Source organism: Pontivivens nitratireducens (assembly GCF_014235845.1).
Classification (GTDB): Bacteria; Pseudomonadota; Alphaproteobacteria; order Rhodobacterales; family Rhodobacteraceae; genus Pontivivens; species Pontivivens nitratireducens.
Genome location: NZ_JACJUQ010000003.1, coordinates 153,909 through 166,624 on the forward strand (window position 1 = coordinate 153,909; position 12,716 = coordinate 166,624).

Below are 12,716 nucleotides of genomic sequence, written 5' to 3' on the forward strand. Positions count from 1 at the left end.
CTAATTTGCCTGTTACCACGGGAAATCGGCCAGCCGGAAATGGCACCGTTCAAATGAGCGGCAGAAATCTGCGCAAAAAACCATCAGCGAAAAATTGCCGATCAAAAATTAGGCAAAACACAAACGCAACTTTGCCACCCGGAACGGCAAGGACGCCTTCGCAATTCACGGCGCACGTATTAGGTTGCCGAGGACAGGAATTCACACCCTCCCGGACAAACACGGACATATGAGCAGTAAACAGACCAAGCCTTCGACACGAAAGCGCGCGCGCAAACCCTTTCTGTCCCGCCTGTTCGGAGGTGCGTTCCGGCTGATCGGAAAGATCGCGCTGCGCCTGCTCGGGCTGGTCGCCTTGGCGTCTGCTGTGGTCGTGCTCTATTTCTACATGCAGCTCCCCCCGGCGGAGACATTGCTGGACGGGCGCGAACGCGGCTCCGTCGCCATGCTGGACCGGAACGGCGAGATTTTCGCATGGCGGGGTGAACAGGGCGGCGTGGTGAGGGCCTCGCAGATGAGCGATGACCTGATCAACGCAGTCGTGGCGACCGAGGACAAGCGGTTCTACAGACATCTGGGCATCAGCCCGCGCGGCATTGCCGGTGCGATCCGCATCAATATGAGCGAGGGACGCGGGCCGTTGCAGGGGCATGGCGGCTCCACCATCACGCAGCAGGTCGCGAAGCTGGTCTTCCTCAGCGATGAGACGACGTGGCGTCGCAAGATATTGGAGATCCCCTACGCCCTGGCGATGGAACTGGCCTATTCGAAGGAGGAGATCCTCTCCATCTACATGAACCGGGCTTATCTGGGGGCCTCGGCCAACGGGTTCGAGGCGGCGGCACAACGCTATTTCGGCATCAGTGCCCGACAGGTGGACGTGCCGCAATCCGCCATGCTTGCGGGATTGTTGACCGCGCCCAGCCGTTTCGCGCCGACGCGCGACCTGTCGCGGGCGCAGAACCGCAGTCAGGTCATCCTGCGGCTGATGCACGATCAGGGCTATATCGACGATACGCAATACGCACAGGCCCGCAACAACCCCGCAGTGTTGAGCGCGGAGGCGCAGCGCCGCGCCGGTGGCTATTTCGCCGATTGGGTGATGGAGGACGGGCCCGAATTTCTGATCGAGGACTCGCGTGAGGATGTGGAGATCGCCACCACCTTCGACCCCGCCATCCAGCGCGGTGCCGAACGGGCCTTGGTCTCCGTCTTTGACGACCTGGTCCGTGACGGGTCCGAGGCACAGGCAGCCATCGTGGTCCTGAGCGCGGACGGAGCCGTTCGCGGTATGGTCGGCGGGCGCGCAATCGGGGGGGCAGGGACTTTTAACCGGGCGACGCAGGCGTTGCGGCAGCCCGGATCGGCGTTCAAGCCCTTCGTCTACGCCGCCGCGATCGAGGCTGGTATGGACCCCAGCGATCGCATCAACGATGCGCCCCTGACGATCAACATTCCGGGAGCGGGGGCGTGGAGCCCGCAGAACTACAGCCGCACCTATCGCGGGCCGATTACCCTGAGCGAGGCACTTGCCCGTTCGACCAACACGGTCGCCGTGCGCGTATCCGAACAGACAGGGCGTGAGAAGGTCATCCAGACCGCGCATGAAATGGGCCTGGACAGCGACCTGACCAACAGCCCGGCACTGGCGCTGGGCGCGTCCGAGACGACGTTGCTGGATCTGACGGGGGCCTATGCCACGTTCCTCAACCGGGGGCGTCGGGCGGAACCATACGGGCTGACGCAGGTTCGTCTGAGGCATGATGGCGACGTCCTGTTGTCCGCCGCGCCCGAACTGGGCCACCGCGCGATCTCGGAGCGGACGGCCGGCTATGTGACCTGGATGATGAGCCAGGTAATCGAGGCACCTTACGGAACCGGCAACCGTGCTGCACTGGGCGACCGGTCGGTCGCGGGAAAGTCCGGCACGACGGACGCGGCGCGCGATGCGTGGTTCATCGGTTTCTCGGGCGATTACGTGGTCGGCGTCTGGATGGGATATGACGACAACACGCCGCTGACCGGTGTGACAGGCGGCGGACTGCCCGCCGAAATCTGGAAGCGGACGATGCAGAACGTGCATGAGGGTTTGCCGCCATCGACCTTGCCCGTGGTGGTGCCATTCGTGCCGCAAGCGCCCCCACCGACCGCTTCGGTCGGCAATCAGGGTGGCGGCAATCAGGACGGTGGCCAAATCGAAAGAACGATCCGCCAGGTGGATCAGAACCTGGGTGACGTGGTCGAAGGCTTGCTGCGCGGCCTGCTGGGCGGCAATTGATTTGATAGAGTTATGTATTTCAAGGGAGTGACAACATGCGGGCGAACACGGTGCGAGCGACTGGGATGCCAACGAATATCGTGCGAACGAACGGGTGGCGGATCGCCCTGTTGGCCAGCGCGGCCTTTGTCGCGGGATGCGGCGGGCCGGCTGGCAACGCCACAGCGCAAACCTCGGGCGCGGTCATGACAGCCACCCCCCCACAACCGCGTGAGCCGCTGGCGGAGCGTCAGGCGCGGGCGGCATCGTTCGCGCAGTGGCGGGCGGAGTTTCGCACCCGCGCCCTGAACGAGGGCATAACGCCCCAAGTCTTCGACGCGACCATGGCCGGGATCGAGCCGTCGAGCCGGGTTGAGGAACTGGACGGCGCGCAACCGGAATTTGTCCGCCCGATCTGGGAATATCTGGACACCGCCGTTTCCGATACGCGCGTCGCCAGCGGACAACGTGAAGCCGCGGCCCGCGCCGAAACTCTGCGCGCGATCGAGGCACGATACGGCACCGACACCCGCGCTTTCCTCGCCATCTGGGGAATGGAGACAGCCTACGGCGCGGTGCGCGGTGATTTCCCGGTGGCGGCTTCACTGGCGACCCTGGCGTTCGAGGGGCGTCGCCGCGACTGGGCGGAGCGGGAGTTGATCGCAACCATGCGCATCGTTCAGGACGGCGACGCGCGGCCTTCGGAACTGGTCGGGTCGTGGGCCGGTGCCATGGGGCACACGCAATTCATGCCGTCGAGCTTCCACGCCTATGCGCAGGATTTCGACGGGGACGGGCGGCGCAACATCTGGGCGGAGGACCCGACCGACGCGCTCGCCTCCGCCGCGCATTACCTGCGGCAGGAGGGGTGGACCCCCGGTCAGCCCTGGGGGATGGAGGTCCGCCTGCCGGACGGTTTTAACTGGACACTGGTCGATCCGAATGTCCGCAGGCCAGCCGTATTCTGGAACGAGGTCGGCGTACGAACCTATGGCGGTGCGACACTGCCCGATCACGGCGCGGCGGCACTGCTGGCCCCTGCTGGCGCCGGGGGGCCGGTGTTCCTGACCTATCCGAACTTCAACGTGATCAAGCGCTACAACAATTCGGACAGCTATGCGCTGGCGATCGGCTTGCTGGGCGACCGCATCTATGGCGGGCACGGTGTCCAGGCGAGCTGGCCGCAGGACGTGCTGCCCCTGACGCGCAGCGACCGGCGCGAGGTGCAGCAGCGCCTGACCGCGCTGGGCTATGACACGCAAGGCACGGATGGTCTGATCGGCCCGAACTCACAGACGGCGATCCGGCGGTTCCAGTCCGCGAATGGTCTGGTGCCGGACGGATATGCCTCGGACCGGTTGCTGGCACAGTTGCGCGCGGCCAGCTGAGCGGTTCACTTTCCCGAAATATCCCCGCCGGAAGCGCATCTTTCAACAAGATGCCTGCGGCGGGGATGTTCTGGAGCCTTGAGGCGGGATCCCTGAAACGATAACGTCAATCGTGGGGATCAGTTCTGGACGGAAACGCCTGCGGCCTCGGCCTCGTCCACGGTGGCCTGTTCCCCCTCGACCCAATAGCCGTCATAGGTTTCGCCCGAGGCATAGGTCATCAGGCCGCGTCCCTGACGCTGACCGGCGACAAAGAACCCTTCGTACAAATCGCCGTTGGGGTATTTGGCGGTGCCCTGGCCGTCGATTTCGCCAGCGGCCCACCCGCCGACATATTCGAAGCCGTCTGGCATGGTGATGGTGCCTTCGCCCTCACGCTGCCCGTTCACGAAGGTGCCGGTGTAGATCGTGCCGTCGGCATAGGTGGCCACACCTTCGCCATGGCGCAGACCGTCCTGCCATTCGCCGGCATATTGATAGCCGTCATCATAGGTCATCGTGCCGTAGCCGTGGTTGCGCGCGTTGAGGAACGACCCCTCGTAGACCAGGCCGTTGTCGTATTTCGCGATGCCCTCACCCTCGATCACACCCTCGCGCCATTCTCCTGAATAGGACGATCCGTCGGGATAGGTGATGGTGCCGGTGCCATGGCTGAGGTCGTTGAGGAATTCGCCCTCGTAGACCGAGCCGTCGGGATAGCGGACGAGGCCTGTACCCTCGATCCGGCCCTCGACCCAGTCGCCCTCGTAGACGTAGCCGTCGATCCCCTGGAACGTGCCGGTGCCATGGCGCAGGTCGCCGGCAAATTCGCCCTCGTAGATGTCACCGTTGGCATAGGTCGCGATGCCGGTGCCCTGACGCTGGCCGTCAACCAGCGTGCCCTCGTAGATGTCGCCATTGGGCTGGGTCAGCACGCCCTCACCGTTGATCTGGTTGTCGGACCATTGGCCGGTATAGCTCAACCCGTCGGGCAGGATCAGGGAGCCTTCGCCCTCGCGTATGCCGCGCACGATATCGCCCTCGTAGACCGCGCCGTCGGGATAGGTGATCTTTCCGGTGCCGTCCTTGGTGCCATCGACCCAGGTCCCCTCGTAGCGGTACCCGTTGGGAGAGACCATCGTGCCGGTGCCGTGATGCACGGAGTTTTGGAATTCCCCCTCGTAGCGGACTTCGTTGGCATAGACCGCGACGCCGGTGCCCGAAATCACGCTGTCGACCCACTCCCCCTCATATGTGCCACCGTCCGAGAACACGATGGAGCCCTGACCATGCGGCTGACCGTTGAGGAACTGCCCGGTATAGATCGAGCCATTGGGGAACTGGGCGACGCCGTCCCCCTCGATCTGCCCCTCGACCCAGTTGCCGGTATATTCGTAGCCGTTGGGCAGGCGGTAGGTGCCCTGACCGTGTTGAAGCCCGTCCTTGAACTCCCCCTCATAGACGCCGCCGGTATCGTATTGCTTGGTCTCCACCGATCCGTCGGATTGCGCCTGCGCGGCCATCGTTCCGAACGCGACGAGCCCGAGGCCAAGAGCAAATTGCGAAACCCGTGTTTTCATCTGTCATATGCGCGGGATCGACGGATCCCGGCCCCTTTACGATTGTGGCCAGCGTCATCGGCCTGTTGCACCGGACAGTATGTCCAACGGTGGAACCTGACAACAATGGATTCGGGCAATGTCAGCGCCATTTCAGGGCCATATCCGGATCAGGGCGGCGCACGTGTCGGGCTGCGGACTTGCACGGGCAGGCCCGCACGCGATATGCGGCCCTGTAGATGCGAAATTGCGGGATGGAATGCGACATGGCCGATACGTTCAGACTGACGCTGGCGCAACTGAATCCCGTGGTGGGCGATCTGGCGGGCAACATCGCACAGGCGCGTCAGGCCCATGCGGCCGGTGCGCGCGCAGGCGCCGATCTGGTCGCGCTGCCCGAGATGTTCGCGACCGGCTATCAGACGATGGATCTGGGCCGCAAACCCGCCTTCGTCGAGGATGTGATGGCGCGGGTCGAGGCGCTGGCGCATGACCTGGCGGACGGCCCCGCGCTGGGCATCGGCGCGCCTTATGTCGAGGGGACCAACCTCTACAACGCCTACTGGATTCTGGACGGGGGCAAGGTCACCGCCGTCGTCAAGAAGCAGGCGCTGCCCAATGACAGCGTCTTCGATGAGAAACGTGTCTATCACCCGGCGGAGCCGCAAGGCCCCGTCGCGATCCGGGGTTGGCGCATAGGCATTCCGATCTGCGAGGACGCCTGGCATGTCGGCCCGACCGAAACGTTGGAGGAATCCGGCGCGCAGATGCTGTTCGTTCCCAACGGCTCCCCCTATCATCGGGCCAAGCATGAACGGCGGATGAACCACATGGTCGCCCGCGTGGTCGAGAGCGGCCTGCCGCTGGCCTATCTGAATATGGTGGGCGGTCAGGACGATCAGGTGTTCGACGGCACGTCCTTCGTTCTGAACCCCGGCGGGGCGCTGGCGGTGCTGATGCCGGCATTCGATGCGATGGTGCAGACGGTGGAGTTCGCGCGCGGCGCGGACGGCGTGCGCTGCATCAGCGATGACAAGATCACGCTGCCCGGCGATTACGCACTGGATTACCGCGCCATGGTCGAGAGCGTGCGCGACTACTTCGCCAAGACCGGGTTCAAGAAGGCGCTGCTGGGCATGTCCGGCGGTGTCGATTCGGCGCTGACCGCGGCCATTGCCGCCGACGCGCTGGGACCGGACAATGTGCGCTGCGTGATGCTGCCCTCGGAATACACTTCGCCCCATTCGCTGGAGGATGCGGAGGCCTGCGCCAAGGCGCTGGGCTGCCGCTACGATTACGTTCCCATCAATGGCCCCCGTGCCGCCGTGACGGAGGCTCTGGCGCCGCTGTTCGCAGGAACCGAGCCCGGCCTGACGGAAGAGAACATCCAGTCCCGATTGCGCGGCCTGTTGCTGATGGCGCTGTCCAACAAGTTCGGTGAGATGCTGCTGACCACCGGCAACAAGTCCGAGGTCGCGGTGGGCTACGCCACGATCTACGGCGACATGGCGGGCGGCTACAATCCGCTGAAGGACCTGTACAAGATGCGGGTGTTCGAGACGTGCCGCTGGCGCAACGCCAACCACGATCCCGCGTGGATGAAGGGCAATGGCGGGGAGGTGATCCCCCCCCGCATCATCGACAAACCACCCAGCGCCGAATTGCGTGAGGATCAGAAGGACGAGGATTCGTTGCCACCCTACGAAGTGCTCGACGATATCCTGGAACGTCTGATCGAGGGGGAGCAGTCCGTCGGGGATTGCGTCGCCGCCGGGCATGATCTGGAAACGGTCAAGCGGATCGAGAACCTGCTCTACATCGCGGAATACAAGCGGTTCCAGTCCGCCCCCGGCACGCGACTGACCACACGGGCCTTCTGGCTGGATCGGCGGTATCCCATCGCGAATCGCTGGCGTTCGGCATGAGGCGGCGCACCCGGATCAGCCTGGCGGTGATCGCGGTTTCGGTTCCGATCGCGGCGTTGGGGTTGATCTGGTGGTTGCGGGAGGCAAATGCCCTGGCGAATGCCTTGTTTCAGGGGTTCGGTTCGATCGCTGTCGTCACGGCTTTTGTCGGCATCCTGTTTCCGGCCTGCGCACGCTGGGCCCTACGGGTCGGTGTGACGACCGATCAGGCGCAGCGCAATCCGGTGATCCGGTTCATGGCAGGGCTGGACGACAGCGACCGCTGACAGGGATGGATCGTTCAGGGCGCTCGGCGCGTTTCATCACGGCATTTCAATGTGATGAGGTTTTTCATGCGCCATATTCCCCTTCTCCTGGCATCACTGACCCCGGTCGGCCCGGTGCTGGCGACCCCCACTGACACGGCCTCTGCACAAGTGGACACTCAACAAGCGGCCACCGCACAAGCTGCCTCGATGCCGGCGCCCCCCACAGTGGAGGAGATCGAGGCGGCCCAATTTACGGGCACGCCCCTGGCCGACGGCCAATCGGCGTTGACGGTCAGGGTGCAGGTTCTGCTGGACCGCGCCGGAATCTCGCCCGGTATCATTGACGGCTACAAGGGGGCCATGTCGGAAAGTGCCATCCGCGCTTACGAACACCGTGAAGGGCTGATGGTGGATGGCTTGCTGGATGAGGAAGTCTGGATCGGCCTCGGCGGCAGCATGGCGACCGGAATCACGATGACCTATGTCATCACGCCCGAGGATACGCAGATCACGCCCGACCTGCCCGACGACTACTCCCGAAAGGCTCAGCTGGACTGGTTGGGGTTCGAGCATGTGGCCGAGGGGATCGCCGAGCGGTTTCACATGGATGAGGATTTCCTGCGCGACCTGAACCCCGATGCGACGTTCACCCAGGGCGAAGCGATCACCGTGGTGGACCCCGGCCCCTCGCTGGAGGGGGAGGTCGCGCGCATCGAGATTTCCGAGCGTCGCCTGCGGGCCTATGACGGGCAGGATGGGGTGGTAGCCTCCTACCCGGTCGCCGTGGGCTCGCGCACGCTGCCCTCACCCAGTGGTCTGCATAGGGTGGACGCGGTGGCGGTCGAGCCGAACTATACCTACCGTCCCGATGTGAACTTTCAGCAGGGCGACAACACCGAACCGTTGATCCTGCCACCCGGCCCCAATGGCCCGGTGGGGCTGGTCTGGATCGACCTGAGCAAGCCGACCTACGGAATCCACGGCACCGCCAGCCCTGCCAAACTGTACGAAGAGGCGTCGCACGGATGTGTCCGGATGACCAATTGGGACGCGCGTGAACTGGCCCATATGGTCGATACCGGTATCGAAGTGGAATTCGTCGAATGATCCGCCTCATCTTGCTGGGCAGCCTTCTGGCCCTGCCTGTCGCGGCGCAGGACCTGGACAATACGCCGCCGCCGGAAACGGCCCCCATGCCCGAACCGCGCCCCGATCCGGAGGACCGCCTGGACGACCTGCTGCCCGAAAACACATCCCCCCTTTCCGAAAGCCCCCTGTCCGAAAGCTTGCCCGACCCCGGGGACAACGAAGAAGTGGAGGCAGAGGAACCGCCACGCGCCCTGGGCATGTACCTGCAACTGATGGAGGATGACGCCACCTTCGCGGCCTGCACGGCGCAGCTTACATCCTTGGGCACCGTGTTCACGGTCGAGGACGCCGCCGTTACCGCCGATGATGCCGATTGCGGTATCGCGCGGCCCGTCATCGTCAGCGAGATCGTTCCGGGGGTGCACTTGCGCCCCGCCGCCACCGTGCGATGCGAAACGGCGGCGGCTTTGGGACAGTGGGTCGCGCAACACGTGGTCCCGGCGGCAGAGGTTCTGAGCACTCGCAGCAGGCTGGCCGCAATGGCCCTGGGGGGCAGCTATACCTGTCGTCGCCGCAACAACCTGCCCACTGGCAAGCTGTCCGAACACGCCTTCGGCAACGCGATCGACATCATGTCGTTCCAGTTCGAGGAGGGCGACCCAATCCCGGTCGAACCGCGCATGGACGATCACACCATCGAGGAGGCCTTCCAACGTGCGGCGCGGGCCACGTCCTGCCTGTATTTCACGACCGTTCTGGGCCCTGGGGCTAACGCGGCCCATGCCGACCACCTGCATATGGATATCGCACAGCGGAACGGGGGCTATCGCCTCTGCCAGTAAAGGTCGCTAGCAAGAGATCATGAAACGCCTGATCCGATTTGTCCTGCGCTGGACGCTGCGCCTGTTCCTGCTCGCTGCCCTCATCGTGATTGCAGGCCGATGGGTCGTGCCGCCGATTACGCATACGCAACTGGTCCAGTGGCGTGCGCAGGGGGGGATGCAGCGCGATTGGGTGGATTTCGAGCGGTCCGGCCCGATGCCCGCCGCCGTCCTCGCGGCGGAAGACGCGCGGTTCTGCACGCATTTCGGGTTGGACATGCAGGCGATCCGCGATGCGATGCAGGATGAACGCAGGCGTGGCGGCTCCACCATCTCTCAGCAAGTTGCCAAGAACGTCTACCTCTGGCAGGACGCAAGCTGGACCCGCAAGGGGCTGGAGGCGGCGATCACCCTGCTGATCGAGGCGACATGGCCCAAACGGCGGATCGTCGAGGTCTACCTCAACGTGGCGGAAACGGGACCGGGCGTGTTCGGGGTGGAGGCCGCGGCGCAACACTGGTTCGGGGTGCCCGCCGCCGATCTCAGCCCGGCGCAGGCGGCGCGCATCGCCGCGATTCTGCCCGCACCACGCACCCGTGACCCGGCCCGCCCTTCGGATTTCGTGCGCGACCGGGGCCGCGCCATCGCCGGTGGCGCGGCAACCCTGCGCGCGAATGGCGGTCTGGCGTGCCTGGAGGAGGGGTAAGGGCAAAGATTTCGCGCAGGAATTGCATCGCGGGTGTTGATGCCCCCCCACGGGTGCGGGCATACCTGTGCGCAGTGTCATACCCCGAAAGTCATCATGCGTAGATTGCACCACCTCCCGTTGTCGCCATTCTCCCGCAAGGTCCGGCTCGTGCTCGCTGAAAAGCGTATCGAGGTGGAGCTGGTCGAGGAAAAACCGTGGGAGCGTCGGATGGAATTCCTGCTTCTCAACCCGGCATCGCAGGTTCCCGTGCTGCAAATCGACGGTCTGACGTTGAGCGATTCCGGCGCGATCTGCGAATATCTGGATGAAACCGTGCCCGAGCCGAAGCTGCTGCCCGACACCCCGGCGGAGCGGGCGGAGGCACGCCGTCTGGCCAACTGGTTCGACGACAAGTTCCACCATGAGGTGACGGTCAATCTGCTCTACGAACGGGTCACGAAAAAGCTCAAGAAATCCGGCTATCCCGAAAGCGCGCGAATCCGCGAGGGGGTGTCGAACATCAAGTTCCATCTGGATTATATGGATTGGCTGACGGACCAGCGGCGCTGGCTGGCGGGCGATACGCTGACCATCGCGGATTTCGCGGCGGCGGCGCATCTTTCGTGCCTCGATTACGTGGACGATGTGGATTGGGCGCGCTCGGACAACGTCAAGGATTGGTACGCGCGCATCAAGTCGCGCCCCGCCTTCCGTGCGATTCTGGCCGATGCGGTGCCGGGCATGCCACCGCCGCCACATTACGCCGATCTGGATTTTTGATGGACGCGGCCCGGATCAGGGCCGAGGCGGAGGCGCAGGGTTTTGCGCGCATGGGCGTATGCGCGCCCGACGCGATCCCGCAGGCGGCAGGCCGTCTGGGGCAGTTCCTGGCCGAGGATATGCACGGCCAGATGGCCTGGATGGCGGACCGGGCCGAATGGCGCGGCAACCCGGCGACCCTGTGGCCCGAGGCGCGCAGCGTCATCATGCTGGCCGAACCCTACACCCCTGACGTGGACCCGCTTGGCCTGCTGGAGCAGCCGGAAATCGGCGCGATCAGCGTCTATGCCCGCAACAAGGATTACCACGATCTGGTCAAGAAGCGGCTCAAGCGTCTGGGCCGCTGGCTGGTCGAGCAATCCGGCTGCCAGATCAAGGTTTTCGTCGATACCGCCCCGGTGATGGAAAAGCCCTTGGCGCAGGCGGCGGGGCTGGGATGGCAGGGCAAGCACACCAATCTGCTCAGCCGTCAGCTTGGCAACTGGTTCTTCCTCGGCTCGATCTTCACCACGCTGGAACTGGAGCGTGACGCGCCCGAGATCGAGAAATGCGGATCGTGTACCGCCTGCCTTGACATATGTCCGACCAATGCGTTTCCCGCGCCGTTCCGGCTGGATGCACGGCGCTGCATCTCCTACCTGACGATCGAGCACAAGGGACCGGTGCCGCTGGACCTGCGCGAAAAGATGGGCAACCGCATTTATGGCTGCGACGATTGCCTTGCCGTGTGTCCGTGGAACAAGTTCGCGCAGGACGCGCGCGATGCCGGCTACTGGGCGCGGGTGGAACTGGTGGCACCGCGCCTCGACGATCTGGCCCAACTGACGGATGCGACATTCCGGGAGGTCTTCTCCGGCTCTCCGATCAAACGGATCGGGCGGGATCGTTTCGTGCGAAACGTGCTCTATGCCATCGGCAATTCCGCCCGCCCCGATCTGCGGCCCTGCGCGCAGGCGCTGACCGACGATCCCGACGCCGCCGTTGCAGACGCCGCCCGCTGGGCCGTGCAAAGGTTGTCAGCGTGAGATTTCCAGTTATCCCCGGTGGAGGCTCCCCTCCCTGCCACGAGGTGCACCCATGAAAACGCTGCTGTCCATCGGCCACGGATTTTCCGCCCGCGCGCTGGTTCCCCTGCTCGACGGATTTCGCGTCATCGGCACAACCCGGTCCGAGGAGAAGGCCGCGGCCCTGCGCGGCGAGGGGGTGGAGGCGATCGTCTGGCCGGGCACTGATCTGTCGCCACTGATCTTGGGGGCCACGCATATCCTGAGCTCCGTTGCGCCGGGTGACGGCGATCCGGTTCTGGACGCCTATGCCGATACCCTGCGCCACGCTCCGGCGCAGTGGGTGGGCTATCTGTCCACAACGGGGGTCTATGGCGATCGGGGCGGCGACTGGGTGGACGAATCCTCCGCGCTGGAGCCTGCCACGAAACGTGGCCGCGCGCGGGTCAGGGCGGAGGGGGCATGGGCGGAACTGGGTCTGCCACTGCATATCTTCCGCCTCGCCGGGATCTACGGCCCCGGTCGCGGTCCGTTTGCCAAGGTTCGCGCCGGCACCGCCCGGCGGATCATCAAGCCGGGGCAGGTCTTCTCCCGCATCCATGTGGAGGATATCGCGCAGGTGCTCGCCGCCTCCATCGCGCGGCCCGATCCCGGTGCTCGCGAAAGGAGTGCCATCTACAATGTCTGTGACGACGATCCCGCCCCCCCGCAGGAGGTTATCGCCCACGCCGCAAACCTGCTCGACCTGCCCGTGCCCGAAGCTGTGCGGATCGAGGATGCCGAGATGACGCCCATGGCCCGCAGCTTCTACGCCGAGAGTAAGAAGGTGCGAAACGACCGGATCAAGCGCGACCTCGGCGTCGTGTTGAAATATCCCGATTATCGCGCCGGCCTCGCTGATCTGTTGGTGCGGGAGGGGGCCGCGCATTGATAGGAGCCCCCGCGTCTCCTATCTGAAGGGAAACCCGGATCGGAGAT

At 64.7% G+C, this 12,716-nt stretch carries 11 protein-coding genes; 10 read left to right on the forward strand and 1 reads right to left on the reverse strand.

All coding sequences use genetic code 11. The features are described 5' to 3' along the window. Window positions 1-229 precede the first annotated feature (229 nt). On the forward strand, window positions 230-2,278 hold the full coding sequence (locus H1S03_RS05255) for a transglycosylase domain-containing protein (protein WP_185803474.1): 2,049 nt from the start codon (window positions 230-232) through the stop codon (window positions 2,276-2,278). 65 nt (window positions 2,279-2,343) lie between these two features. Beyond that, window positions 2,344-3,645: a lytic murein transglycosylase gene (locus H1S03_RS05260; RefSeq protein ID WP_185803579.1), complete on the forward strand. Its 1,302-nt coding sequence runs from the start codon at window positions 2,344-2,346 to the stop codon at window positions 3,643-3,645. 119 nt (window positions 3,646-3,764) lie between these two features. Here H1S03_RS05260 and H1S03_RS05265 read toward each other — a convergent pair whose 3' ends face one another. Beyond that, window positions 3,765-5,204, reverse strand: a complete 1,440-nt coding sequence (locus H1S03_RS05265) for an MORN repeat-containing protein (RefSeq protein WP_185803475.1) — start codon at window positions 5,202-5,204, stop codon at window positions 3,765-3,767. Between the two features lie 245 nt (window positions 5,205-5,449). On the opposite strand from H1S03_RS05265, the gene H1S03_RS05270 reads away from it, so the two are divergent. The 8 genes from H1S03_RS05270 to H1S03_RS05305 all read left to right on the forward strand — a co-directional run bounded on the left by H1S03_RS05270 (window position 5,450) and on the right by H1S03_RS05305 (window position 12,669). Next, the gene (locus H1S03_RS05270; protein ID WP_185803476.1) at window positions 5,450-7,108 is read left to right on the forward strand and encodes an NAD+ synthase; all 1,659 of its coding nucleotides are present in this window, start codon (window positions 5,450-5,452) and stop codon (window positions 7,106-7,108) included. Then, window positions 7,105-7,374 carry a hypothetical protein gene (locus H1S03_RS05275; RefSeq protein WP_185803477.1) on the forward strand — a complete coding sequence of 90 codons (270 nt, stop codon included), beginning with the start codon at window positions 7,105-7,107 and terminating at the stop codon, window positions 7,372-7,374. The genes H1S03_RS05270 and H1S03_RS05275 overlap by 4 nt, the downstream gene beginning before the upstream one ends. A 66-nt stretch (window positions 7,375-7,440) precedes the next feature. After that, window positions 7,441-8,463, forward strand: coding sequence for a L,D-transpeptidase family protein (locus H1S03_RS05280; protein WP_185803478.1), 1,023 nt, complete (start codon window positions 7,441-7,443; stop codon window positions 8,461-8,463). Beyond that, the gene (locus H1S03_RS05285) at window positions 8,460-9,287 is read left to right on the forward strand and encodes an extensin-like domain-containing protein (RefSeq protein WP_185803479.1); all 828 of its coding nucleotides are present in this window, start codon (window positions 8,460-8,462) and stop codon (window positions 9,285-9,287) included. The genes H1S03_RS05280 and H1S03_RS05285 overlap by 4 nt, the downstream gene beginning before the upstream one ends. 19 nt (window positions 9,288-9,306) lie before the next feature. Further along, the gene (gene mtgA / locus H1S03_RS05290) at window positions 9,307-9,972 is read left to right on the forward strand and encodes a monofunctional biosynthetic peptidoglycan transglycosylase (protein WP_185803480.1); all 666 of its coding nucleotides are present in this window, start codon (window positions 9,307-9,309) and stop codon (window positions 9,970-9,972) included. A gap of 96 nt (window positions 9,973-10,068) precedes the next feature. Next, window positions 10,069-10,734 (forward strand): FtsZ-binding protein FzlA, encoded by a 666-nt coding sequence (gene fzlA, locus H1S03_RS05295; protein WP_185803481.1) that lies wholly within the window; start codon window positions 10,069-10,071, stop codon window positions 10,732-10,734. Then, complete coding sequence (gene queG / locus H1S03_RS05300; RefSeq protein ID WP_185803482.1) at window positions 10,734-11,759, forward strand: tRNA epoxyqueuosine(34) reductase QueG; 1,026 nt, start codon at window positions 10,734-10,736, stop codon at window positions 11,757-11,759. Before fzlA ends, queG begins: the two co-directional genes overlap by 1 nt. Window positions 11,760-11,811: 52 nt before the next feature. Next, window positions 11,812-12,669 carry an SDR family oxidoreductase gene (locus H1S03_RS05305; RefSeq protein ID WP_185803483.1) on the forward strand — a complete coding sequence of 286 codons (858 nt, stop codon included), beginning with the start codon at window positions 11,812-11,814 and terminating at the stop codon, window positions 12,667-12,669. Window positions 12,670-12,716: the final 47 nt, after the last annotated feature.

Excerpts from the sequence above, each read along its gene's own strand:
- H1S03_RS05255 (WP_185803474.1), top strand. The coding sequence starts at position 230 with ATGAGCAGTAAACAGACCAAGCCTTCGACACGAAAGCGCGCGCGCAAA.
- H1S03_RS05280 (WP_185803478.1), top strand. The coding sequence starts at position 7,441 with ATGCGCCATATTCCCCTTCTCCTGGCATCACTGACCCCGGTCGGCCCG.
- H1S03_RS05270 (WP_185803476.1), top strand. The coding sequence starts at position 5,450 with ATGGCCGATACGTTCAGACTGACGCTGGCGCAACTGAATCCCGTGGTG.
- H1S03_RS05275 (WP_185803477.1), top strand. The coding sequence starts at position 7,105 with ATGAGGCGGCGCACCCGGATCAGCCTGGCGGTGATCGCGGTTTCGGTT.
- queG (WP_185803482.1), top strand. The coding sequence starts at position 10,734 with ATGGACGCGGCCCGGATCAGGGCCGAGGCGGAGGCGCAGGGTTTTGCG.
- mtgA (WP_185803480.1), top strand. The coding sequence starts at position 9,307 with ATGAAACGCCTGATCCGATTTGTCCTGCGCTGGACGCTGCGCCTGTTC.
- H1S03_RS05285 (WP_185803479.1), top strand. The coding sequence starts at position 8,460 with ATGATCCGCCTCATCTTGCTGGGCAGCCTTCTGGCCCTGCCTGTCGCG.
- H1S03_RS05260 (WP_185803579.1), top strand. The coding sequence starts at position 2,344 with ATGCCAACGAATATCGTGCGAACGAACGGGTGGCGGATCGCCCTGTTG.
- H1S03_RS05305 (WP_185803483.1), top strand. The coding sequence starts at position 11,812 with ATGAAAACGCTGCTGTCCATCGGCCACGGATTTTCCGCCCGCGCGCTG.
- H1S03_RS05265 (WP_185803475.1), bottom strand. The coding sequence starts at position 5,204 with ATGAAAACACGGGTTTCGCAATTTGCTCTTGGCCTCGGGCTCGTCGCG.
- fzlA (WP_185803481.1), top strand. The coding sequence starts at position 10,069 with ATGCGTAGATTGCACCACCTCCCGTTGTCGCCATTCTCCCGCAAGGTC.